The sequence below is a fragment of the Ignavibacteriota bacterium genome (assembly GCA_016707525.1).
Taxonomy (GTDB): domain Bacteria; phylum Bacteroidota; class Ignavibacteria; order UBA10030; family UBA6906; genus JAGDMK01.
Genome location: JADJHP010000001.1, coordinates 710,890 through 733,223 on the forward strand (window position 1 = coordinate 710,890; position 22,334 = coordinate 733,223).

Consider the following 22,334-nt stretch of genomic DNA (forward strand, 5'->3'; position numbering starts at 1 on the left):
CTCCGTTACTGTACCGGCGCCTGCTGCTGGGGCGGCGGAAGCTGCGGCGTCATCGTCTTCTGCTGACCCTGCTGCTGCAGGACACTGCCCCCGCTCGACGACACGCGCGGGAGGAAAAAGATGTTGATCACGAGCGCGAGGACAAGGAACACTCCGGCAAGGATCTGCGTTGCACGCGTGAGAAAATCCGCCGTGCGACGCACGCCGAAGACCACGCCAACGTTCCCGCCACCGAATGATCCTGCCAACCCGCCGCCCTTGCTCGACTGCATCAGTACCGCAAGGATCAACAGAATGCTGATGACCAGCTCAACCACAATAAGAAGTGTGAACATAAACCCCGTTCCTGTTCAATCGTAGTATTGAATGATACAAAACTCCCGTGGAAAAATCAAGTACTAAAACCCCCAACCACTCAATTTTTCGCCGGTTATCCCTCCCCCTCCTCCAGTTCTCCCCGCTGTCAGCCGCTCGATGTACTTCCCGACCAGGTCGAACTCCAGATTCACTTGTCTCCCCGCCGCAACATCCACAAGGGTCGTTTTCTCCAATGTATGCGGGATCACCGATACGGTGAATCTGCGCTGCCCTACCGCGGCCACCGTCAGACTGATCCCATCAACGGCAATGGAGCCCACGGGAATGATGTACCGCGCAAATTCCTCCGGAAACCCGACGGTCACCATCCAGCTCATCGGCCTCTTCTCCACCCCCACGATCTCCCCCACACAATCCACGTGCCCCTGCACAAGGTGCCCGCCCAGACGGTCGCCCACCCGGAGGGCCAGTTCCAGGTTCACCCTTGCACCATGGTTCAGCGATCCCAGCGTCGTCTTCCGCAGGGTCTCCTCCACGGCCTCCACCTCGAATGTATCGCCGCCGCAGCGCACGACGGTCTGGCAGACGCCGCTGACCGCAACGCTGTCGTCGACCCTGAGTTCTTTCGCCGCGCCTGGTGCCCGCACGCTCAGCACGATGCCCCCCGCACGCTTCACCACCCCGGCGACAGAACCTATCTCCTGTACGATACCCGTGAACATCGCCGCCTCCTCAATCAAACATCACATGGAGCCAGATATCGCGCCCCGCATCGTGTGTGTGCATGTATGACGCTTCACTCACCGCCGCGGCCAGAGCACCCGACGGAAACGCGGGAACCCCACGGGGAGCGAGCACCGGTGCAATGAAGACACTCATCTCATCGATCATCCCTCCGGCCACGAACTGCCCGAAGACATCTGCCCCGCCTTCCACAAGCAGCGACCCGATGCCTTCATCATAGAGCACACCAAGGACCTTCCGGAGGTCGAGCCGCCCTTTCGTTGCATCGACAGCAAGCACCTGGACCCCTGCCCGCGCAAGGGCTACGGCACGGGCCCGGCGCTGGCGCAACGCTGACGGGGTCACAATGACATAGACCGTGCGTTTCTTCGAGGCGCGGATCAAGCGGGCGTCAGGAGAGAGAGTCAACTGACCATCGAGCACCACGACATGGGGATCATCGCCCGGCATGTCGCGCACCGTCAGCCGCGGGTCATCCACCCTCACGGTGTTCGCCCCGATGAGCACGGCATCGAAGTCGGTACGCATCGCATGCACGACACGGCGGGCTTCCGGCCCGGTGATCAGATCCCGGCCACCACCCCCCTTCGTGATCTTCCCGTCCAGCGTCTGTGCAACTTTGAGATGAACATACGGCCGATGCCGGGTAACGGCCCGGACGAATCGGCGGTTGAGATCCGCAGCGTCACCTCCGAGCACGCCCACATCGACACGCTTGCCCGCTGTGCGGAGGATCGTGATACCCGCACCGGAGACCGCCGGGTTCGGGTCGACCATCGCAATGACGAACCGCTTGATCGGCGTCGATGCAAGCATCTGTGCACAGGGTGGCGTCTTGCCGTAATGACTGCACGGCTCGAGGGTCACATACATCGTGGTGCCGGTGAGATCGCCGCGGTAGCGTGAGAGGCAATCCACTTCTGCATGCGCCCCACCGAAGTACCGATGATACCCTCGTGCCACGATACGGCCTCCACGCACGAGGACCGCCCCCACCATCGGGTTCGGACTGACCGCCCGGTCGCCTTGCACGGCCAGATCGAGAGCGGCCGTCATGAACTTCTCATCAAGTGCTTTGCTCATCGTTTCACCGAGAATGTGAATACACTTCCTCTTGCAGGCTCGCTGGTCACACCGATCGTTCCTCCGTGTGCCTCGACGATATGCTTCACGATCGCAAGGCCAAGGCCCGTCCCTCCCACATCCCGCGACCGGTCCTTATCCACCCTGTAGAACCGCTCGAAGATCCTCTGGTGATGCTCCCCGGGGATGCCGATCCCCGAATCGGTCACCGAGATCTTCGCCTGGTCCTTTTCGAGCGCGACCCCGACACGGATCTTCCCGCCGGGCTCCGTATACTTCACCGCGTTCTCGATCAGGTTCACCATCACCTGCTTCAAGCGGTCGCGATCGCCCCAGACCCTGAGATCGGGCACTGCGGGGTATTCCGTGGTCAGCGAGATCTGTTTCCTCTCCGCCAGCGGCCGCATGTCCTCTTCCACGGCGTCAAGGAACTGGTTCAGCGCGAACCAGCGGAAGCTCATCTTCATTTCGCCGGATTCGATCCGGGAGATCTCGATCAGATCATTCAGGAGCGCGTTCAACCGTTCAGCATGCGTGTGGGCCTTCCCGAGGAATTCGCGGTTCACCGCGGGATCGTCGACGGCCCCATCCATCAGCGTTTCCAGGTATCCCTGGATCGAGAAGATGGGTGTGCGCAGTTCATGCGAAACGTTGCCGAGGAATTCCGTGCGCACGCGCTCGAGCTTCCGCTGTCGCTCCAGGTCCGCTCCCAGAGTCCGGGCCATTTCATTGATGCCCGCGGCGAGTGACGCGATCTCATCACCCCCCGTTTCCACAATGCGCGCATTCAGGTCCCCCTGCGTGATCGCGGCGGCCGTTCGCGCGATATGCTGGATGGGCCGCGTGATCCTCCCGGCAACATGCATGCTCACAACGGCAACGATCACCACGACGATGAACCCGATGATCCATACCATGGTCTGTACCTGGCCATCCAGGGCCCGCATATCGGCCACCGGAAGCGCCAGGCGCAGGACGCCGCCATCGAGAACATCTGCCCCCGGCATGGCGAGCCGGCGCGCCACGTAGACATATTCGTTCCCGTTGGTATGGCTGACCCTCCGGTCCGAACCCGTCCTGTGCGCGCGCGCCGCCTGCACCTCAGGCCGGAAGGCATGGTTCTCCAGGAAGCGGAGCGAGTCGCGCGGCACGACAGAATCGAATACCACCCTGCCGTCGTGATCTATCACGGTCAGGCGCACCCCGATGGCAGCCGCCGACATCGACAGGATCGAATCCGTCGAAGCCCGGCCGTCACAGGGCAGCAGTCCCAGCTCCATCTGCCGTCCGAACAGCTCGGCCTGGGCCGCAAGGGTCCCGGTGCTTCGTGTGGTGATGAATTGGCGGATCTGCCAGGAGGAGATGAGACTGACGAGGACGACACCTGCAACGGTAAGGGATATGTAGGTAACGGCGATTCGGGAGCGGAGTCTCATGGGGCGGGGTCAGGCTTTGAAGCGATAGCCGACGCCCTTGATCGTTTCGATCACGTCGGCATCATCGCCCAATTTCTCGCGGACCTTCCGGATGTGCACGTCCACCGTCCGGTCGACCACGATCACCTGGCTCCCCCAGATCGTATTCAGGAGCATCTCGCGCGTGAAGACCTTCCCCGGGTGTGCGGCAAGCAGCGCCAGTATCTCGAACTCTTTACGGGGAAAGAACACATCACGTTCCCCGATGCGGACGCTGTAACTCCTCCGGTCGATGGTCAGGCGGCCCTGGTGGATCGTCGGGGGCTCATTCGCATCGTCGCCGCTCTGTTCGCGCCGGCGCAATACCGCCTTCACGCGGGCAACGAGTTTCCGCGGACTGATGGGCTTCTGGATGTAGTCGTCGGCTCCGAGCTCGAGCCCTTCCACTTCGTCCACCTCGCGCGAACTCGCCGTGAGAAAGATCACCGGAATGCCGGCGGTCCCGGGCGTGGTCTTGAGCTTCTTGCACGTGGCAAAGCCGTCCAGCACGGGCATCATCAGGTCCAGGATCACCAACGCGGTGCCGTTCCCTGCCTGGGCAAGAGCTTCCTTCCCGTTGTAGGCCGTCGCAACCTCATACCCTTCTTTGGTGAGGTTATACCGGATCAACTCAACGATGTCCCGCTCATCGTCGACGACGAGAATCCGCTTTGGGTCCGGGGCCGTGCTCATGGCGTGACAGCGACCTCTTTCCCCTTCTTGGCGGAGCGGTACACGGCATCGACGACGCGCATCCGTTGCACCGCTTCCTCGCCTGTGGAGATCACCGGGTGCAGGTCCTTCACCGCTCCCAGGAAGTGTTTCAATTCGTTCTCGTACGAACGCTTGAAGAGCTGATGCCCGGAGTCGATCTTTGCCGGGGCAAGGTTCACAAGGTTCCCGTGCAGCTCCTTATTGATCTTCAGCGGTGAAAGAGACGCACTGCCTTCCGCACCGTGGAGGTAGCAATAATAGACATCCTCATCAAGGCACATCGACCAGCTCACCTCGATGTTGACCGTCGCACCCGTGTTCAGGACGAGGCTCACCACCGATGTATCCTCGACCTGCTTCGTACGGTTCTTATAATTCGCGGCGTTGAGGCGCACGACCTGGGGATACCCGAGCATCCAGAGCGCCATGTCGAGCATCACGATGCCCAGATCGATGAACACGCCACCGCCCGACTTTTCCCGCTGGGTCAGCCACGCGCGATCGAGATCGTATTTCCGGAGCCACCCGACACGTGCGTAGTAGATCTTGCCCAGTTCCTTCCCCTCGATGAAGCTCTTCAGGATCATGGTATCCGGCCGGAACCGGTGATTCATGCCGACCATGAGTTTCCGCTTCGACTCGCGCGCCGCGGCAGCGATCGCTTCGGCTTCTGCATACGTCCGCGCGATCGGCTTCTCCACGAGCACATCCTTGCCGGCCTTCAGCGAGGCCACGGCCACCTCCTGATGGGCATTCGTGGACGTGCACACGATGACGGCGTCGAGCCCTTCCATCGCGAGCATCTGGTTGAGGTCCGTGAACTGGTTCTTGATCCCGAACTTCTCACCGACCAGGCGCACCTTGGCCTTGTCCTTATCGCAAATGGCCACGACCTCTGCTTCCGGGAGCTTCATCAGGATGGGGAGATGGATCACCTGGGCGACCCAACCGACCCCGACGATGCCGATGCGCACTTTTTCCATATTCTATCCGACGGTGAGTGAGGATGAGGGATGAAGGACCGAGCGGACGACCGCTGCGATCCCGGGGCCATCCAACCCGAGTTCATCAGCAAGTTCCGCAGGAGATCCGTGGTCTACGAAACGGTCAGGGATGCCGTGCATCGTAAGGCGGGTACCCGCATGACCGGCTGCTGCGACGAATTCGCTGACCGCGCCGCCAAATCCGCCCAGGACAGAGTTGTTCTCGACCGTGACGATGGCCTTGAACCGCGAGAGAATGTCGTCCAGCAACGCCCCGTCCAGCGGCTTCACAAAGCGCATGTTCACGACCTCGCATTCGATGCCTTCATGCGCCAATGCCGTCGCCGCCTGCAACGACGGCGCAACCATGTCTCCGATCGCCAGGATCGCGACATCCTTCCCGGTCCGGAGGATCTCCCCTTTGCCGACCGGCAACAATGTGAAATCCGGCTTCAGGGGCACACCCAGACCGTTGCCGCGTGGATAGCGTATCGCCACCGGCCCGCCCGTATGCTTCACGGCGGTGTACAGCATGTCCCGCAATTCGCTCTCATCCTTCGGCGCCATGATCACCATGCCCGGAATGGGGCGCAAATAGCTCAGGTCGAACACGCCGTGATGCGTCGGGCCGTCGGCCCCGACCACCCCCGCTCGGTCAAGAGCGAAGATCACGTGCAGATGCTGCAACGCCACATCGTGGATGATCTGATCGAACGCACGTTGGAGGAACGATGAGTAGATCGCAACGATCGGGATCGCACCCTGGGTGGCGAGTCCCGCAGCGAAGGTCACGCCGTGCTGCTCCGCGATCCCGACATCATAGAAACGTTCGGGCATCTCACGCTGCAATTGGTCGAGGCCGGTCCCATCCGGCATCGCCGCGGTCATCGCAACAAGGTTCGGTGTCTGCCGGGCAAGGTCGACCACCGCGGTACCGAACACTTTGGTGTACGCCGGCGGCCCGCTGGCTTTCTTCGGCGACACGCCCGTCACCTTGTCGAACGGTGTCACACCGTGCAGCCGCTGTTCGTCCAGCTCGGCGGGACGATACCCCTTCCCCTTCTGCGTGATCGCATGGACGAGGATCGGTCCCGACAGGTCCTTCACCTCCTGAAAGATACGGACGAGCTGCGCCATGTTGTGGCCATTGATGGGTCCGAAGTATCGGAAACCCAGGGCCTCGAAGAGCATGCCCGGCGTGATGATGACCTTGATGCCTTCTTCGAGCCGCGCCGTCACGCGGCGGATCCGGTCGCCCCACTGTCCAGCTTGCCCGTGAGATCGTACACATTCTTCTTGAAACGGTTGTAGCGCGGATCGGCGATCAGCTCGGTGAAATAGTTCGAGATCGCCCAGACGTTCGGGGCGATGGACATGTTGTTGTCGTTCAACACGACGATCATGTCCTTCTTCATGAAGCCGGCATTGTTCATCCCTTCATACACCATGCCGCCGGTCATGGAGCCGTCGCCGACGATCGCCACAACTTTGTACTTCTTGCCGGACGTTTCCCGTGCGGCGACCATACCGACGGCGGCCGAGATGGCCGTACTGGCGTGGCCAGCACCGAAGGTGTCGTATTCGCTCTCCGAACGCTTGAGGAAGCCGCTCAGTCCGTTGTACTGGCGGATCGTATGGAGCCGGTCCTTGCGGCCGGTGAGGATCTTGTGCGGATAGGCCTGATGCCCGACATCCCACACCAATTTGTCGTACGGTGTGTTGAACACATAGTGCAGGGCAACGGACAACTCCACAGCGCCCAGACCGGCACCAAGGTGCCCCCCCGTCCTGGAGATGACCTCGATGAGGAATTCCCGCACATCGTTGCTGAGGCCTTTGAGTTCAGGGACCGTGAATCCGCGGAAATCCGCGGGCACGTTCACCCTGTCAAGGTACGGATATGATTGCTGACCGCTCATTCCTGTTCTTCATCCATCAATGTGAGTTTCCCGTCGAGGTCCTTGTTCAGCTTCTTCAGGGTCGTTTCCGCGCGCGTAAGTTTCTCCGCGCAGACCCTGGAAAGCTGGATCCCTTCCTCGTACAGGCGCAGGGAGTCCTCCAATGGAACATCTCCCTGCTCCAGCTGGTTCACAATTTCCTCCAACCGGTGCAAAGATTCTTCGAACGAACCCTTCCCGGCGGCGGGCTTCTTTCCGGCCATCTTAGATATCCGTTATGGTAGAGCGGACAGTCCCATCCGCGAATTCGATCTCGACCGCATCATCGACGGCGATACCCTTCCGTTTTCCCGTGATCCTCCCCTGTTTCCGGACGATCGCATATCCGCGTTTCAGGACGGACCGGGGATCCAACGCATTCAGGCGCTCGGTCGTTCCGCGGGCTCGTGCGGCGGTGAGTTCAAACAGGTGGGAAAGGGACGTTGACATGGAGCGGGTCAGTTCATCCAGATGCTGGCTATGCCGGGCGAGCAGGTCCACAGGCCTGTTCAGAGCGTAACTCTTGAGCATCTGCTGGATGTGGCGCCTGTGGAGTGCGATCCGGTCCTCGATGGCACTCGACATAGTATACCGAGAATTCTCCAGAAGTTCAATCAGTGCCCGCCGGTCGGGAACCGACATCTCCGCCGCCGCCGTGGGGGTCGGGGCGCGGAGATCCGCCACGAAATCCGCAATGGTGACATCCACCTCGTGCCCGACACCGCTCACGATGGGGATCCGGGATCCTGCGATCGCCCGGGCCACGATCTCCTCGTTGAAGGGCCAGAGATCCTCGAGCGACCCCCCGCCGCGGGCCAGGATGATAAGATCAAGTCCGCCGAGCCGGTTCAGATCAGCGATCGCCTCCGCTATGTCCTGCCCCGCCCCCGCACCTTGCACCCGGGTGGGCCGGAACACGAGCGATGCCACCGGATACCGCCTCCGGAACACATGCAGCATATCATGGAGGACCGCCCCCGTCGGCGAGGTGATCAGTCCGATCTGTTCGGGATATGGCGGAAGCGGACGCTTCCGCCCGGGATCGAACAGCCCTTCCTCCATCAGCTTCCGTTTCAGTTCCTCAAAAGCCTGCTGCAGGTCCCCGGCACCAAGGGTCCGCATCGACGTCACATCGACCTGATAGGTCCCACGAACCTCATACACCGTGATACGGCCCTGGACCACGACCTTCTGGCCGTCGGCCGGGCGGAACTTCAGCGTGGGGACGCGACTTCGCCACATCACGCCGGAAAGTTGGGCCGCTTCGTCTTTCAACGTGAAGTAGAGGTGCCCGGAAGAATGGAGTTTCACATTGGAGAGTTCGCCAACGATGGCCAGCGACGGGAACGTCCGCTCAAGGGACAACTTGATACGCTGTGTCAGCGCGCTGACGCTGAGTGGTGCCTGGTCCGCCATGAAGCCCCTGACGTGGATCGGTGTTGGCAAATGCGAGTGGGCGCAATATAGGAAAAATCAGACGAAAGCACACATTGAATCCGATCCCCGAAGGCCGTATATTTATCGCATGAATATTGACATTCTTGCCATAGGTGCCCACCCCGACGATGTCGAATTGTCGTGCGGTGGCACCCTCATCAAGGCGGTCCGGCAGGGCCGGCGGGTGGGCATTGTTGACGTTACCGAAGGCGAACTCGGAACGCGCGGCAGCCGTGAGATCCGTGCCATGGAAGCGGAGAACGCTGCGAAGGCTATCGGCGTGCACTACCGCACCAATCTCCGCATCCCCGATGGGAACATCGAAAAGACGCCGGAGAATGTTCTCCGGCTTGTGACGGTGATCCGGGAAGTGCGACCGCACGTCCTTCTCATCCCCCACTCCATCGACCGCCATCCCGACCATGAAAGCTCCCATGCGCTCTGCCGCAAGGCGTGGTTCGATGCGGGATTGCGCCGGGTCGAGACTTCGCTCGACGGCAACCCGCAGGAATCGTTCCGCCCGCGCGCGGTGTATCATTACATGCAGTGGCACGAGTTCCAGCCGTCGTTCATCGTGGACGTCAGCGACACCTATGAAGCTCGCGTCGAGGCGATGCGCGCGTACCGATCGCAATTCTACGATCCCAACAGCGATGAACCCGGCACGGTGCTGAGTACACCGGCGTTCCTCGAAATGGTGCGTACGCGCCTCGAGTACTACGGCGACAAGATCGGCGTACAGTACGGCGAAGCGTTCTATTCACCCGCGCCGTTGGCCATCCCGGACATCTTCACACTGAATACCTGATATGCCGTCCCTGCACCCCATGCTTGTCCACTTTCCGGTGGCGCTCCTCACGGTAGGATGGCTCGCGGACCTTTTCGCGTACGTTCGGGGGAGGAAACAAGGAAGCGTTGTAGGGTGGTGGAACGCGGTCGCGGGAACAGCAGGAGTGCTGGCATCGGCTGCCAGTGGCCTCATGGCAAAGAGTGCCGCGGGTGCGCTGCCGGTGATGCCGGCAGCGGCCCTGTCAGATCATGAACAACTCGCCTTCGCCTCGTCCGTGGCATTCCTCCTGCTCACCGGGTGGCGGTTCTCGTGCCGGCGCGAGCTCCCGCCGGGATCACCGCAACTCTTCCTTCTTCTCACCGGCGCGGCTCTCCTCCTGCTCTGGATCACGGCGCACATCGGTGGCACTCTCGTGCACGAATTCGGCGTCGGGGTCATCGCTGCTCCCCGACCGTAACGCCCCCGACCGGATCCCGCGCACCTTGACATCGCCGGCCCGCCGCACGATCGTGACCGCCACACCAACGAGCAGAATGATCAATCCGGCCCACACAAGATTGATGAGCGGCTTGACACTCGCCTCGGCGACCAGCATCTCACGTGACGCCCCTGACGCTGCCGCCCCGGACTCTTCCAGCCCGAGGGGCGCAAGGTAAAAGTCCCGGTCTTTCAGGTTCGCAATATCCGGGTTACGCATCACGTTCTGCATGTACTCGCTGTTGAACATGATCGGCGACAACGTGATCGCGTGCCCTTCCTTCTCGACCCGCACATCGAACCTGAATTTTCCGTCCTCGGTCGGCCGCTGTCCCATATACGTCAGGGTGTAGCCGAGTGCCTGCGTCGGTGTTCCCAGGGGAAGCGACACCGTCTCGGTCCCGCCGAACCGCGAGGACGACACGAACCCGAGGAACATGACCGCCATACCGATGTGGGCGACCGCCCCGCCGGCCATCTTCGGATTCCCCTTCACGATGGTCCAACCGGCCATCAGGTTCACCACGAGCGCGAACGAGGCGCCAAACACGAACAGTATGAGGAGCGGGTCTCGGGAACCGGCATACAGCATGACGGGCACCGACAGCAATGCGACTCCTGCCGGGATGAGAAGTGTGCGGAGCAGCGCCGACCGGTCCGAGCGTGTCCACCAGAGGAGCTGCCCGAGTCCCATCAGCAGTCCCAGGAGGATCCCGAGCGGGACGATCGTGGTGGCATAGTACGAGATATCGACGGCACTTTTCTTTCCATACAGCACCTCGGTGATGATCGGCGACGAGGTGCCGACGATCACGAACACGGCGATGAAGACGAGGGTCGAGGCTCCCAGGAACAGCGCGAATTCGCGCGAGTAGATGCTGTGTTTCGCCGGACGCCGCGGGATCTCCTTCCACCGTCGCACGAAGAGGACGATGGGCGCACCGATGGTGATGATCAGCATGCCGATCAGGAGCCAGTATGCTGCCATGCCGGGCTCCCCGAAGGAATGCACCGACGTGTCGCCGAGGACACCGCTCCGGGTCAGGAACGTCGAATACACGACCAGGATGAAGCAGAGCATGCCAAGTTTCAACAGAGCAGCCATTGCATAGGAATACGGCACAGCCATCGATGCAAATCCGCTGAAGAGGACCTGCGGGTGGATCACCATCCAGTAATTCTGCAGGAGGGGGTTCAGGCCCCGTCCATCGGCCGGAACGAATCCGGGTCCGACCTCGGCGAAGGATTCCCAGACGTACAGGAACGGGTTCTTCACGAGCAGCATCACGAGCAGAATGAGTTCGATGCCCATGAACACACTCATCACCTGAGCTTCGTAGCCGACGCGCGAGGAATGGCGGAGGAGAAAGATGCCGATCACCGCAGTGAACAGCGCCCAGAGGAGGAAGCTGCCCTCCTGCCCTGCATAGAACGTCGAGATCAGGAGGGGTGTGGAGAGCGCGCGTGAGCTGTAGCTCCACACGTACGAGTACTGGAATTGATGGGTGAGGATGAGGTACAACAGAGTTGCGGCACTGGCGGCGACCATCACCACCGTGCCGTGGAAGAAGAGACGTCCGAAGAGGAGTGACCGGTCCGTGGCTTTGAGGTGATGCCGGATGTAGCCGGCGACCGAGAGTAGGGCGAACACGAATGCGACCTTGACGAATATGCCGCCGAGCATAGGGACTCCTGCTGATGGAAAGAACGGAACCGCTCACACCGGGAGGCCGTCTGACGACGGCCCTCCCCGCTCACTGCACTGTCACGATGCCTTGCCCGTGACCTCTGCCCCCGTGGCCTCGTACTTCGATGGGCACTTCGTGAGAACCTCCGAGGCGTGGAAGGAGCCGTCGCCGGTGAACTTCCCCTTTGCGACGACACTCGTTGCCATCTCGAAATTGTTCGGCGCCGCGCCGTCCAGCACCACCTTGCACTCGCGTCCGGCATCATCCACCAGATAGAACGTGAACTGGCTCGTGGAGGGATTGAACGCGGAGTCCTTCTCCCGGTTCCACGTGCCTTTCAACTGGACCTTCTTGTTCTTCGCCATGGCTCCGGCGATGTCGGTATATTCCACGTTGCTGTCCATGAACGAATACGCCCCGAACCCGAGGAAGACCAGTACCACGATGGACCCGATGATCATTTTAGCATTCATATGACGCTCCTCCCTTCTACCCGTTGTTCTCAGTGGTACGTTCCAGTTTTTTCAAGCGTCCATCGAGGCGCCAGAGATAGGCGAACAGGCCCAGCCAGATCCCGACCACGATGATCATGACGATGTACAGCTGATGTTCGGCAAGGAACTCCACGGTCATCCTTTCGACTGATGATGATACTCAAGCAACGCGGCGCGCACGCGCAGCGTGAACATCCAGATAAAGAGCAGCGTGAAGGCGAAGAGCGACGTGAAGAACACCATGCGCATGCCCGGCGACATCTTGAACTCGATCACCGGCCCCGCGCCATCGGGGTCGCCCGCCGCACCGGGATGCAGCCCCGTCATGATGCGCGGCATGATGAACACGAAGAATGGGACCGTCACGGCGGCGATGATCGAATAGACGGCGGAGAGCGTTGCGCGCTTTTCTTCCACCTCCACTGCCGAACGGAGCGCGAAGTAGGCGCCGTAGATCAGGAGCAGCACGAAGATCGATGTCTCACGGGGATCCCAGTTCCAGAACGAACCCCAGTTGAACTTCGCCCAGATCATTCCTGTCACCGTCGCCAGGATGCAGAACAGGAGCCCCAGTCCCGCTGCTGCCGAGGACCGGAGGTCATCCCGGATATCGCGTTTCCGGAGATAGCGGATCCCGTAGAACATCCCGGTGAAGAACGCCATGACGCTCAGCCATGCCGTCGGGACATGGAAGAAGATGATGCGGGCCTTTTCTTCGAGGCCGGGGATGAAGGGGAACTCCAGCAGTGATGTCGGCGCCGGGACGATGGGGAGTGCAAAAGCGGCAACGATCACCAGCGTGAGAAGGATACCGAGAAGAATCCGCCACACCATACTCAGTCTTTCCAGATGTACTCAAAGAGCATATACGACGCAGTCACCACGACGACAATATACGAAATCAGGACCTGAAATTCACCCCCGACATCCGTCCATGCGGTCCCCTCGCAGGCCATCCGGGTGGTCCGGATCGCGGTCATCAGGACAGGTAACAATATTGGGAACGATAAAACGGGGTAGAGGGTTCCCTTCGTGTTCGCCCGCGCAATGATCGCAGCGATGATCGTCGATGCCGCAGAGAGCCCGATGCTTCCCAGCGCGATCCCGGCCGCGAACACCCCGTAGGAGGTGACGACGAATCCGGAGATGAACACCGCGTACAGTGCCACGGTCAGAAGCGTCAGGCCGGCACCGAGCAGCAGATTGAAGAGCAGCTTCCCGAAATAGACGGCACTCGGTGGCGCCTGCAACTGCAGCGTCATCGAGGTCCCACGCTCTTCCTCCATGACGAACGTCCTCGACAGGCCGGACATCGCCGCGAAGAAGATCACCACCCAGAGCATCCCGGCAAGCACCTCGAGCGACGGGGCCTCACCGGCAAGCGAGAACATGATCATCGAGAGGGTGGTGACGACGAACATTCCGAGCGCACTGATCGCGTACCGCGTGCGCAATTCCGAGCGCCAATCCTTGAGAAACACCGCAAGGGTGGACCGTAGCCACCGGCCGGCAGAGCGTTCAACGGCGGGCATTGAGATCCACCTCCCTGTCCGGTGCCGCGAGATCCGTCCTGTCGTTGGTTGCCACCACCAGGATCCCCTCGCGCAATTGATCCTGCATGATCCCGCGTACGATCGCGATGCCATCGGCGTCCAGGTTCGACATGGGTTCATCCAGCACAAGCACCGGTGGCCGGTGTATCAGCGCCATGGCATATTTCAACCGCTGCTTCATCCCGGAGGAAAATCCGCGGACAGGGTCCGTGCGCTTCGGGTCGAGAGCGACCTGTTCCAACAGCTGCGATGCGCGTCCATCATCCGGCCGGGCTCCCCGGAGGGTCATGCTCATGTGGAGGTTCTCCATTGCCGAGAACTCCTCATACACCTGGAGATACGGTGCGACCAGACCGAGGCGGCCCAGCACCGCGAAATGATCGCCGGCATCATCCGCGTGCACGGTGACCCTGCCCGATGTGGGCGTCAGTACGCCGCAGAGGATCTTGATGAGCGTCGATTTCCCTGCCCCGTTCCGGCCGGCGATCATCAGGGAGTGGCGCGCGTGCACATCGAACGACACGTCCCGGAATATCAGCTTCCTGTTGAACGAGTGCCGGATATTCTCACCGCTGATGTGTAGCGCCACGCTCACCTCCTCACCAGTGCGATCTTGCCCGTCACCCGCCTGTCCCCGAGGTCGATCACGTAGATGTAGATGCCGGATGGGACCGCGGATCCATCCGTTCCCTTGCCATCCCAGAAGAACATCTGGCGGTCCAGATACCAGGACGACGAACTTGTCCCGGACGTGTAGACCGGGTCCAGCCCGCTGGAGAAGACGGATACGCTGCCGGTGACCTGATCCGTGCCATCCACCGGCATGGCCGCACGCGCGTGGTTCCCCGGCAAGAACGGATTCGGGAAGGCCCGGCCTTCGGCAAATTGCGACGCATCGATGTTCCGTCGGACGGTGTCGCCTACGACGAACCAGCTCGCCCAGTGCACGGGCGTGGCGACGCCGAGATGTGCGAACAGTCCGATCGGTGTTATGCGGTATCCGTCATTCGGCCGCGTCGACCGGAAATCGAATGCGTAATCCTTCCCCGCCGCTTGTGCCGTCGCGGCAGCAAGGTCCACGTTCGCCACGATCACGGTCATGGTATCCGGGGACCGCATGAGCTGATAATACCGCGCAGCGAACGGTGCGAGGCTCCCGGTGATCTCGCGCGAGGGAGGCCTGTACTCCACCGGGATCTCCATCATCAAAGGATAGTCCGCGGCGTCCGGATAGTACTTCGAGGGCTCGCTGCGTGTCCCGGTGAAATGATTCCACAAACTCCAATCGGCGAAGGCTCCCTGCGCATCATACCCTTTCGTTCTCAGCGCCCTGTCGATCGCCGCCATCGGCGCCATCGCGCGGATCTGCTCCCAGGTCGTTCGCATCATATCGCGCCCGTACCGTGCGGCGATGTAATGCCCCCAGATGCTCCGGCTATAGCAGATCAGGTCGTTGGAAGTGAACGCCCTCTCCGGTGTCCGGAAATGCCCCCAGGACGCCTTCAGGTATTCGTAGTAATCGTTGACCTCCGGATACAGCACATCCTCCATCCATGTGGATGTGATCTCATAGAAGAACACGTCGTTCTGCCAATACCCGTAGTTGCCGATCTGGAGGGCATGATGCAACTCGTGCGCGATCGTGACGTGCAATGCAGGGAGCCCACGGTTCACGGCCGGATGGACGAACGCGTAGTCGTTGTCGATGGTCATGAACGTGGTCGCCGTCCCGCCATCCGGCGGGGAGCCATCCGGCGTCGTGTATCCGTACATGCTTCCCAGTTCCATGATGAAGACATCGTATTCCGGGCCCCCGTTCAACGTATCGTCGGACGGAAGGACGCCATACCCGAGCACCTGTGTCTCGATCGGTGCCACGTACGCCAGGCTCGCGAAGACGGAGTCCACATAGGCGCGTGCAGTTCCGGGCACCGCCGCGCCGGTGCCATCGAGCAGCGTGGGCGTGTTGAACCCCGTGGTATCGAAATGCACGCGGAACCCGGAACGGACCAGGCTGGTCTGCAGGAGTGGACGCGACAGCATCGTGGATGCGGCACCTGCCAGCACGCGTCCTTTCACGCTCAGCGCGTTGGTCACGGCAGAGAGGCCGCATTTAATCGGCTCACCTTCGGGGGGCAACTGAGCGCTGTTCCCGAGCAATTGCGCGGCGGCATCATGCACCATGCTTCGCTCCTGCGCGTGCGCGGTGAGGGCACACGCGCCGAGGATGCAAAGCGCAGACAGGAGCCGGAGTGTGATCATTGCGAGAACGCCCCCGCGTGCACGGTGAGGGTATGTTTCCGTGGATGACTGAGGACGACGTCAAGCAGTCCGGTGACCGGCGAGATCCGAAGCCCAAAGTGCTCCGCCCCGTGCGCCGGCAGGACAAGGACGGGCTCGGAGAAGCGCCTGTGCCCGAGGCCGAACAACGCGTAGACCCCGTCCCGCGCACCATCCATGTAGACAACGTCGGCCCGGCCGTCTCCGTTCACATCGCGGACAACCATGCCATCCTCATCGATCGGATCGATGCCTTCGACCACGATGGGGTCCAGCTGCACGCTTCCCCCCGAATCGCCATACGCAACGTACATCCTGCGCGAGGGTGCGCCGGTGAACATCAAAAGGTCAGGAAGACTGTCGCCATCAACGGCGCCGCTCCCCAACAGCTTGATGCTCAGGGTCGAGTCAGGCAGAGTGACCAGGCGCTGGATCTTTCGAAAGTCATAATTCGCCTGCGCCGGCGCCAATGCGACCGACGACGCTCTGGGCGGACGTTCGCGGAACGCCAGAACGACGTCCGGCTTGCCATGTCCCGCGAAGGACCCGGAGGCCATCGAGGTGATCGTCACAGGCAGGGAAAAGCGGTACGAGCGTTCCACGAACTGCTGGCCGGAGATCTCCTGATACAACAGAAGTGGTGGCTTGCCGGACGTACCGTTGCCACTTCTGATCCCTATGACGAGCCGCCCTGTGATGCGGTCGGTCTCGGCCATCAGGAACCGGGGTCCCGGCGGTGTAGGAACCATCAGGACGCGGGAGCGTTCGAAGCGTTCGGCGCGACGGATGACGCCGATCTGATCCGTCGTCGGATCCACCGTCACGATCGTCCACGGACGCGGGAATTCTCCGGGTACGACGCGGACATCTTCAGGCTCACCCGGCACGGTAAGTGTCCGTTGCCCGAAGAGCCTGCCTGGCGTCGTCCCTTCGAACAGACCGATGCTCGCCGACCCATTGTTGGCGACGAGGATATCCTCGACACCATCGCCTGTCCAGTCCGTCACGGTCACCGCTGCCGGCCGCACTCCGGTGGCATACTCCGCGGGCCACGCTGCAAGGCCGGTTTGCTGTGCATTCCCGAGGATGACGATACGACGATCGCGTTCATCAGCAAGGACAATGTCGGTCTTCCGGTCACCGTCCACATCTGCGAGCGTCCACGACGGGCTTCCGGCGCCGGCGCCGAACAGTGTGAGTGGCCCGAACGTGGTGCTTGTTGTACCCAGTGCCACAGCGAGACCATTCGTCGTACTCACGACCATATCCGGAAGCTGGTCTTCGTTGACGAGCGCAAAACTGACGGCACCGGGATGACCGGAGAGCGGGATCGTATCCCGGAGCACGAGTTCCCCTGCCGGATTGCCAACGACATGGAGCACGGCATTGTTCGCAGGAAGGGTCACGAGGAAGCGCAGCACCTGTTTTCGTTGCACGGGCATGAATGCGATGCGGCCCGGCTCACCGGGAAGTGCGAGCGTCACCTGTTCGGAGAACTGATATTGACCGATCCCGAAGTACACCGCAAGCCGGTCCGAGAGCCATTGCACGAGCACGAGGTCCATGATCCTGTCGCCGTTCAGGTCTGCGGCCACCAGGTCGCCGGCCGACGTCTCCGGAAAGAGCAACGGCCCCTGCTTGAACGAACCGTACCGTCCCCCCCACGAGGGTGCCCACCCCCGCCATATTCCTGCCGAAATAGAGAATGTCTTTCCTCCCATCGTTGTCGATGTCGGCAACGACGAGGCGTTGTGCACGCTGGTCGAGACGGAACAGCGTACGTTGCCCCTGTCCTTCTCCGGGCCGCTGTATCTCGATGTGGCTCCCATCTTCGCTGAGGATGACCAGCTCTTCATTGCCATCCGCATCGATATCGGCGAGCGACAGAAAGCCGGGCTGGCGAGCAGTGGCATACGAGGCCACCGCCACGCAATGCCCGCCGGAGGTCAGAGAATATTCATCCACGCCGGTGCGCCCGTTGTATGCGACCAGGATGGTCGGCAATGGTGCGAGTGCTGAGACATGCACTGCGACAGCGACGGGAACGCCGGGGGTACCGGTTTCAACGTACGGGCCGAAGGATACGCCGGAGCGCTGCGAATACGCGGCGTACGCCCAGAACAGATGAGCCGCGAACACGCCCATGACGAGGTCACGTGAGCTACGGATGCGGTGCTGCAATGTGCTGTACGGTGCAACCATCGGAGAGAGGTCTACTCCTGTTCCGTCCGCCGCCGGGCGAGACGGTTCTCCCGGCGGGAGAGGGCCTGCTCGTAGCGGCGCGTTTCTTCGGGAGTGCCGGGCACGACGGGTGGGACCGGGACCGGATGCCCGGCCTCGTCGATCGCCACGAATGTGAGATAGGCGGTGTTCGCATGACGCGTGGGCGCGGAAGCGTTTCCGTGCGCGGTGACGCGGACCCCGATCTCCATGGATGTACGGAAGGCGCGGTTCACGGAAGCCTCGAGGGTGACGACCTCCCCGAGGCGCACAGAGTAATGGAAGGCAAGTTCATCGACCGAGGCGGTGACGCACACGCGGCCGGCATGACGCTGCGCTGCAATGGCCGCAACGATGTCGATCCAATGCATGAGCGTGCCGCCAAGAAGGTTCCCGAGCTGGTTCGTATCATTCGGGAGAACCAGCTGGGTGGTGGTCACCTGTGACGCCGCAACCGGCCGGGGGTCCATCAGAGCGTTCCTCCCTTGCCTCCCGAGGCGGAAGCAGGTTGACGGGACAGCAATTCTTCGTCGATGTCCTTCTTCAGGGATTCCATGCGTCCGCGCAGAACCGAATTGGGATATCGTTCCAGGAAACGCTTTGCTTCGGTGGCGGCATCGGTGTAGCGCTTTCTGCTCATCAGCAGCTCCACCTTGTCGATCGACGAGAGCGGGGCGTATTCCGTGTCGTGGTACTTCTCGATCACGTCATCGTAGTAATACAATGCCGCCCGGTAGTACTCCATCGTACGATAGAGCTTCGCGGTCTCATACTGCTTCTTTGCCAGCCGGACGGTGAGGTCCTTGATCTTCCCTTCTGCATCCACCGCCTTCTCATGCGACGGATAGTACTCAACGAAGCTCTGCAGTTCGTCGAGGGCACGACGCGTGTACTGCTGGTCCAACGATGAGCGTGGGGACAACGAGTAATAACACACGCCCAGCTTATACTGCGCATCGGCCACCCGCGGGCTTGCCGGATAGTTGCGCTTCACGACCGAATATTCGAATGCCGCGAGCAGGTATTCCTCCCGCGCAAAGCGGCACTCGCCGAGATAGAACTGCGCATCGGCGGCGAAAGCGCTCCCCTGGTACTGGAGGGTGATCACCGTGAACTCATTGACCGCGTCGAGGTGGCTTCCCTTCTCAAAGAGCTCCTTCGCGTGGGCGAACCGGTCTTCCACCGACATCACCCTGGTCACCTCACCGCCGCCACACCCGGCGAGTACAAGCGCTGCAGCACAGGCTACGATCCAACTCCGGACTACCATTGTACGAACTCCTCTACGCCATCGGATGAAAGTGCGCTGATGCGCGCACGGACTTTGTCAAATTCAGGTCCGGGGGCCAGCCACGAAGGCTGGAAATCACAACGCACCGGAAGGACCCGGATCCTTCCGACGCGACACACCGAATCGGCCTTTTCGATGCTCACCGACAGAGCGATCGCGTGCTCCGCCCAGAATTTCCCCGGTTGACGGAACACAAAATTGCCCAGGGAGTGAGCGATCCATTTGTCGCCCCGGCGTTCAAGGCCATGCGGCACATGCGGATGATGGCCCAGGACAAGATCAGCCCCCGCGGCCAGTGCCGCACGCATGAATGCACGCACACGCTCGGGCGCACGCCCGGTATACTCATCACCACCGTGATAACTCAGGATACGGAAATCCGCGGAATCCTGCCATACCCTGAGGCGAGGAAACAGCCGGCCCGTATCTGCAGGGGCGACAACGTGTTCCCATCCCCGGGGCGAGCCGTTGACGAAATCGGTGACCGCAAAAACGGCGATTTTGATGCCATTGCGTATGATCACGGCGGGCCGGTACACGTCCCCGGCGGGAGTCGCGGAACCGGCGTACGCGATCCCCACGGAATCAAGCCACCGGAGCGTCTCACGCGCTGCCCCGGCACCAAAATCGAGCGCATGATTATTCGCGGTGGAGACAACGGTCACGCCGCCCCGCAGTAAGGACCATGCCGCGACCGGTGGTGCGGTGAAGATCAGGTTGTTCCGCGGATGTTCGGTCAGTCCCCCCTGTTCGGATACCGGACACTCAAGGTTCGCAAAGACGATGTCGTGGCGGGCGAGTTCCGGGGCAACGTTCACGAAGGGATGAAGCGTATCTCCCGTGAGGAGGATGCGGCCCACGCGCCGGCCGAGATTGATGTCGCCGAGCGCAAGAAGCTCGACGCGACAGGTGTCGCTCACCACAGCCACGGGCGCGGAAGCAACCCGCAGGGTGTCGTGCTGGACGTCGCCCGCGAAGGTGAAGAGGACCAGCAGAAGAGTTACGCCGAGCAACGCGTGCATCCGTCAATTCCTCACGCTGAACAGGAGATACACTGCGACAGCGACGCTCCCGATGAGCACGATCGGTTCCACGAGAGAAGAGAACATGCCGGAGGGAGGGGCCACACCGTGTGTGGAGGGTATGCCGGGAGACTCCAGGGATTCGAAACCCACCACGGGCACGGTATCACGGACGGAGGATGTGAAGGGGCGGGACACGAGGATCGCTCCGGTTCCCACTTCCACGAGTTTCACGGTGCCGGCCAGACGCACCGTGCGGTCCATCACCTGTTCACCGAAGATCCACGTGCGGCGCGCATCCTCATAGGTCACCCCGATCTGTTCGAGGCCGAAGCGTGCATCACACTGTGCCGCAGATCTTCGGACGGCACGAGCCCATGTGCGCGTGCGGACGAATGAATGACGTGTTCAAGGTACCATGCATGTGCAGCGGGCTGGACCACGGAGCGAACAGTCGCATTTCCCGGAGTGGCAGGAACTGCGAACAGGCTATCGGCCACGGCGGACATCAACTCCTGGAAGACCCGCACCGTAGGTTTCGGTGCGGGCGGATCATCTGCGCGGAGCGTCGCCGGGACAACGGCAGCAACTCCGGCCAGGAGAAGCATGAGGATACGCTTCATGCGAGGCTCTCCGGACGCCGGATCAAGCGGGCTGCTGCTGTGATGCGGCGCTCTGTCCGGACTGCCGTGAGAGCATGGACGGGCGGTACAGAATGCCGAGCGGGATCAGCACGCAGTAGCCCAGCAACAAAAGGATCGGTGCTGCAACAAGCGGAAGGAACCCTTCAACACTTCCTTCGGCCATTGCCGCATAGCCCAGCACAATGGAGGCCAGGCCTGCACCCATGATCATGAAATTATGTTTCGTGAACGGCAGATGATCGTCGGCCAGGGACTTCCGGGTCCGACCCTTGGTCCTGATTGCTTTTGCCACGGGTATGTTCTCCGTTACAAGGTGACCCCCCCACAAAACAAAAGCCCAGCGTTGGGGGGAACGCCGGGCTTGACCATGTTACGTACAACAGTCAGGGGAGAAACTGTCGTATAGGTCAACCGTAAATATAAGGGATTCATTCTCAATGTCAAGTGGTCTGACGCAAAATTCCCATAAAAAAATCTAAACGCAGGTTTTTGCGTGCGTTTCATCGTTGGTGCATCGCCCCATCGGCGATCCTCATCACGCGGTCAGCCTTGCCTGCAAGCGACTCGTTATGCGTCACGACGATGAACGTTTGCCCCTTCCTCCTGCTCAGATCCCAGATCAAACGGTGCAGCAGATCCGCGTTCGCGCTGTCGAGATTTCCCGAGGGCTCATCGGCCAGGATGACATGCGGTTCATTGATCAGCGCGCGCGCCACGGCAACGCGCTGTTGTTCACCACCTGAGAGTTCCGAGGGGCGCGCGTCGGCACGTCCGGCAACCCCGACCTCTTCGAGCAATGCGATCGCGCGTCCCCGCACATCGGCGAGCCTCGCACCGTTGATGAGCGCAGGCATCGCGACATTCTCCACAGCGGAGAACTCCGGGAGCAAATGATGGAACTGAAAGACGAAGCCGATCGACCGGTTGCGGAAGCGCGCAAGCTCCTCGTCATCCAGCGCGAACACGTTCTTTCCGCCGACGATCACCTCGCCCGATGTCGGGCGGTCCAGTGTCCCGAGGATATGGAGCAGCGTGCTCTTCCCTGCCCCGGAAGCGCCGACGATCGCGATGATCTCCCCCGCCGTGATGTCAAGGGACACGCCGCGCAGCACACACAACTTCCCTGTGGCCCGGTCGCCGGTGAAGAACGTCTTCGTGATCTCCCGCGCACTGATCAGCGGTCCCAGCTCTGTCGTCGCCATAGG

Annotated in this window: 24 protein-coding genes and 1 pseudogene; 1 reads left to right on the forward strand and 24 read right to left on the reverse strand. The window is 61.5% G+C overall.

Going from position 1 to position 22,334, the window contains the following annotated elements:
• Window positions 1-5: 5 nt before the first annotated feature.
• The 9 genes and pseudogenes from secG to IPI01_03040 all read right to left on the reverse strand — a co-directional run bounded on the left by secG (window position 6) and on the right by IPI01_03040 (window position 8,649).
• A complete protein-coding gene (secG, locus tag IPI01_03000) occupies window positions 6-335 on the reverse strand; it encodes a preprotein translocase subunit SecG (GenBank protein ID MBK7256788.1) in 330 nt (109 codons plus the stop codon).
• 63 nt (window positions 336-398) lie between these two features.
• Window positions 399-1,040, reverse strand: a complete 642-nt coding sequence (locus tag IPI01_03005) for a riboflavin synthase (protein MBK7256789.1) — start codon at window positions 1,038-1,040, stop codon at window positions 399-401.
• Window positions 1,041-1,050: 10 nt separating this feature from the next.
• Window positions 1,051-2,145, reverse strand: coding sequence for a bifunctional diaminohydroxyphosphoribosylaminopyrimidine deaminase/5-amino-6-(5-phosphoribosylamino)uracil reductase RibD (gene ribD, locus IPI01_03010; protein MBK7256790.1), 1,095 nt, complete (start codon window positions 2,143-2,145; stop codon window positions 1,051-1,053).
• On the reverse strand, window positions 2,142-3,581 hold the full coding sequence (locus IPI01_03015; protein ID MBK7256791.1) for a HAMP domain-containing protein: 1,440 nt from the start codon (window positions 3,579-3,581) through the stop codon (window positions 2,142-2,144). Before IPI01_03015 ends, ribD begins: the two co-directional genes overlap by 4 nt.
• 9 nt (window positions 3,582-3,590) lie before the next feature.
• Entirely contained in the window at window positions 3,591-4,292 is a 702-nt protein-coding gene (locus IPI01_03020) for a response regulator transcription factor (GenBank protein ID MBK7256792.1), read from the reverse strand.
• Window positions 4,289-5,296: a Gfo/Idh/MocA family oxidoreductase gene (locus IPI01_03025; protein MBK7256793.1), complete on the reverse strand. Its 1,008-nt coding sequence runs from the start codon at window positions 5,294-5,296 to the stop codon at window positions 4,289-4,291. The genes IPI01_03020 and IPI01_03025 overlap by 4 nt, the downstream gene beginning before the upstream one ends.
• A gap of 3 nt (window positions 5,297-5,299) precedes the next feature.
• Window positions 5,300-7,215: pseudogene (locus IPI01_03030) on the reverse strand (1-deoxy-D-xylulose-5-phosphate synthase).
• Window positions 7,212-7,457, reverse strand: a complete 246-nt coding sequence (xseB, locus tag IPI01_03035; protein MBK7256794.1) for an exodeoxyribonuclease VII small subunit — start codon at window positions 7,455-7,457, stop codon at window positions 7,212-7,214. Before xseB ends, IPI01_03030 begins: the two are co-directional and overlap by 4 nt.
• Before the next feature lies 1 nt (window position 7,458).
• A complete protein-coding gene (locus IPI01_03040; GenBank protein MBK7256795.1) occupies window positions 7,459-8,649 on the reverse strand; it encodes an exodeoxyribonuclease VII large subunit in 1,191 nt (396 codons plus the stop codon).
• 109 nt (window positions 8,650-8,758) lie between these two features.
• Here IPI01_03040 and bshB1 point away from each other — a divergent pair, with 109 nt between their 5' ends.
• On the forward strand, window positions 8,759-9,478 hold the full coding sequence (bshB1, locus tag IPI01_03045; GenBank protein ID MBK7256796.1) for a bacillithiol biosynthesis deacetylase BshB1: 720 nt from the start codon (window positions 8,759-8,761) through the stop codon (window positions 9,476-9,478).
• A gap of 316 nt (window positions 9,479-9,794) precedes the next feature.
• On the opposite strand, the gene IPI01_03050 is transcribed toward bshB1, so the two are convergent.
• The 15 genes from IPI01_03050 to IPI01_03120 all read right to left on the reverse strand — a co-directional run bounded on the left by IPI01_03050 (window position 9,795) and on the right by IPI01_03120 (window position 22,331).
• Window positions 9,795-11,621 (reverse strand): hypothetical protein, encoded by a 1,827-nt coding sequence (locus tag IPI01_03050; GenBank protein MBK7256797.1) that lies wholly within the window; start codon window positions 11,619-11,621, stop codon window positions 9,795-9,797.
• 81 nt (window positions 11,622-11,702) lie between these two features.
• The gene (locus IPI01_03055; protein MBK7256798.1) at window positions 11,703-12,098 is read right to left on the reverse strand and encodes a cytochrome c maturation protein CcmE; all 396 of its coding nucleotides are present in this window, start codon (window positions 12,096-12,098) and stop codon (window positions 11,703-11,705) included.
• A 16-nt stretch (window positions 12,099-12,114) separates the two neighbouring features.
• Complete coding sequence (locus IPI01_03060) at window positions 12,115-12,258, reverse strand: CcmD family protein (GenBank protein ID MBK7256799.1); 144 nt, start codon at window positions 12,256-12,258, stop codon at window positions 12,115-12,117.
• On the reverse strand, window positions 12,255-12,953 hold the full coding sequence (ccsA, locus tag IPI01_03065) for a cytochrome c biogenesis protein CcsA (GenBank protein MBK7256800.1): 699 nt from the start codon (window positions 12,951-12,953) through the stop codon (window positions 12,255-12,257). Before ccsA ends, IPI01_03060 begins: the two co-directional genes overlap by 4 nt.
• A gap of 2 nt (window positions 12,954-12,955) precedes the next feature.
• Window positions 12,956-13,651 carry a heme exporter protein CcmB gene (locus IPI01_03070; protein MBK7256801.1) on the reverse strand — a complete coding sequence of 232 codons (696 nt, stop codon included), beginning with the start codon at window positions 13,649-13,651 and terminating at the stop codon, window positions 12,956-12,958.
• Window positions 13,638-14,261 (reverse strand): ABC transporter ATP-binding protein, encoded by a 624-nt coding sequence (locus IPI01_03075; GenBank protein MBK7256802.1) that lies wholly within the window; start codon window positions 14,259-14,261, stop codon window positions 13,638-13,640. Before IPI01_03075 ends, IPI01_03070 begins: the two co-directional genes overlap by 14 nt.
• 2 nt (window positions 14,262-14,263) lie before the next feature.
• Window positions 14,264-15,856, reverse strand: a complete 1,593-nt coding sequence (locus IPI01_03080) for a hypothetical protein (GenBank protein ID MBK7256803.1) — start codon at window positions 15,854-15,856, stop codon at window positions 14,264-14,266.
• A 74-nt stretch (window positions 15,857-15,930) separates the two neighbouring features.
• Complete coding sequence (locus tag IPI01_03085) at window positions 15,931-17,547, reverse strand: VCBS repeat-containing protein (GenBank protein MBK7256804.1); 1,617 nt, start codon at window positions 17,545-17,547, stop codon at window positions 15,931-15,933.
• A 618-nt stretch (window positions 17,548-18,165) separates the two neighbouring features.
• Window positions 18,166-18,642 (reverse strand): acyl-CoA thioesterase, encoded by a 477-nt coding sequence (locus tag IPI01_03090; protein MBK7256805.1) that lies wholly within the window; start codon window positions 18,640-18,642, stop codon window positions 18,166-18,168.
• Window positions 18,642-19,442, reverse strand: a complete 801-nt coding sequence (gene bamD, locus IPI01_03095) for an outer membrane protein assembly factor BamD (GenBank protein MBK7256806.1) — start codon at window positions 19,440-19,442, stop codon at window positions 18,642-18,644. Before bamD ends, IPI01_03090 begins: the two co-directional genes overlap by 1 nt.
• Window positions 19,436-20,485, reverse strand: coding sequence for a CapA family protein (locus IPI01_03100; protein ID MBK7256807.1), 1,050 nt, complete (start codon window positions 20,483-20,485; stop codon window positions 19,436-19,438). Before IPI01_03100 ends, bamD begins: the two co-directional genes overlap by 7 nt.
• 3 nt (window positions 20,486-20,488) lie before the next feature.
• Complete coding sequence (locus tag IPI01_03105) at window positions 20,489-20,797, reverse strand: hypothetical protein (GenBank protein MBK7256808.1); 309 nt, start codon at window positions 20,795-20,797, stop codon at window positions 20,489-20,491.
• Entirely contained in the window at window positions 20,794-21,108 is a 315-nt protein-coding gene (locus IPI01_03110; GenBank protein MBK7256809.1) for a hypothetical protein, read from the reverse strand. Before IPI01_03110 ends, IPI01_03105 begins: the two co-directional genes overlap by 4 nt.
• A gap of 22 nt (window positions 21,109-21,130) precedes the next feature.
• Window positions 21,131-21,421 carry a hypothetical protein gene (locus tag IPI01_03115; GenBank protein ID MBK7256810.1) on the reverse strand — a complete coding sequence of 97 codons (291 nt, stop codon included), beginning with the start codon at window positions 21,419-21,421 and terminating at the stop codon, window positions 21,131-21,133.
• A gap of 208 nt (window positions 21,422-21,629) precedes the next feature.
• Window positions 21,630-22,331 carry an ABC transporter ATP-binding protein gene (locus IPI01_03120; GenBank protein ID MBK7256811.1) on the reverse strand — a complete coding sequence of 234 codons (702 nt, stop codon included), beginning with the start codon at window positions 22,329-22,331 and terminating at the stop codon, window positions 21,630-21,632.
• Window positions 22,332-22,334: the final 3 nt, after the last annotated feature.

What these genes read in the sequence shown, in the direction of transcription:
- ribD (MBK7256790.1), bottom strand. Translation starts at nt 2,145, where the DNA reads ATGAGCAAAGCACTTGATGAGAAGTTCATGACGGCCGCTCTCGATCTG.
- IPI01_03070 (MBK7256801.1), bottom strand. Translation starts at nt 13,651, where the DNA reads ATGCCCGCCGTTGAACGCTCTGCCGGCCGGTGGCTACGGTCCACCCTT.
- IPI01_03060 (MBK7256799.1), bottom strand. Translation starts at nt 12,258, where the DNA reads ATGACCGTGGAGTTCCTTGCCGAACATCAGCTGTACATCGTCATGATC.
- IPI01_03020 (MBK7256792.1), bottom strand. Translation starts at nt 4,292, where the DNA reads ATGAGCACGGCCCCGGACCCAAAGCGGATTCTCGTCGTCGACGATGAG.
- IPI01_03050 (MBK7256797.1), bottom strand. Translation starts at nt 11,621, where the DNA reads ATGCTCGGCGGCATATTCGTCAAGGTCGCATTCGTGTTCGCCCTACTC.
- IPI01_03015 (MBK7256791.1), bottom strand. Translation starts at nt 3,581, where the DNA reads ATGAGACTCCGCTCCCGAATCGCCGTTACCTACATATCCCTTACCGTT.
- IPI01_03090 (MBK7256805.1), bottom strand. Translation starts at nt 18,642, where the DNA reads ATGGACCCCCGGCCGGTTGCGGCGTCACAGGTGACCACCACCCAGCTG.
- IPI01_03025 (MBK7256793.1), bottom strand. Translation starts at nt 5,296, where the DNA reads ATGGAAAAAGTGCGCATCGGCATCGTCGGGGTCGGTTGGGTCGCCCAG.
- IPI01_03040 (MBK7256795.1), bottom strand. Translation starts at nt 8,649, where the DNA reads ATGGCGGACCAGGCACCACTCAGCGTCAGCGCGCTGACACAGCGTATC.
- IPI01_03055 (MBK7256798.1), bottom strand. Translation starts at nt 12,098, where the DNA reads ATGAATGCTAAAATGATCATCGGGTCCATCGTGGTACTGGTCTTCCTC.
- IPI01_03100 (MBK7256807.1), bottom strand. Translation starts at nt 20,485, where the DNA reads ATGCACGCGTTGCTCGGCGTAACTCTTCTGCTGGTCCTCTTCACCTTC.
- ccsA (MBK7256800.1), bottom strand. Translation starts at nt 12,953, where the DNA reads ATGGTGTGGCGGATTCTTCTCGGTATCCTTCTCACGCTGGTGATCGTT.
- IPI01_03005 (MBK7256789.1), bottom strand. Translation starts at nt 1,040, where the DNA reads ATGTTCACGGGTATCGTACAGGAGATAGGTTCTGTCGCCGGGGTGGTG.
- IPI01_03110 (MBK7256809.1), bottom strand. Translation starts at nt 21,108, where the DNA reads ATGAAGCGTATCCTCATGCTTCTCCTGGCCGGAGTTGCTGCCGTTGTC.
- xseB (MBK7256794.1), bottom strand. Translation starts at nt 7,457, where the DNA reads ATGGCCGGAAAGAAGCCCGCCGCCGGGAAGGGTTCGTTCGAAGAATCT.
- bamD (MBK7256806.1), bottom strand. Translation starts at nt 19,442, where the DNA reads ATGGTAGTCCGGAGTTGGATCGTAGCCTGTGCTGCAGCGCTTGTACTC.
- IPI01_03080 (MBK7256803.1), bottom strand. Translation starts at nt 15,856, where the DNA reads ATGGTGCATGATGCCGCCGCGCAATTGCTCGGGAACAGCGCTCAGTTG.
- secG (MBK7256788.1), bottom strand. Translation starts at nt 335, where the DNA reads ATGTTCACACTTCTTATTGTGGTTGAGCTGGTCATCAGCATTCTGTTG.
- bshB1 (MBK7256796.1), top strand. Translation starts at nt 8,759, where the DNA reads ATGAATATTGACATTCTTGCCATAGGTGCCCACCCCGACGATGTCGAA.
- IPI01_03120 (MBK7256811.1), bottom strand. Translation starts at nt 22,331, where the DNA reads ATGGCGACGACAGAGCTGGGACCGCTGATCAGTGCGCGGGAGATCACG.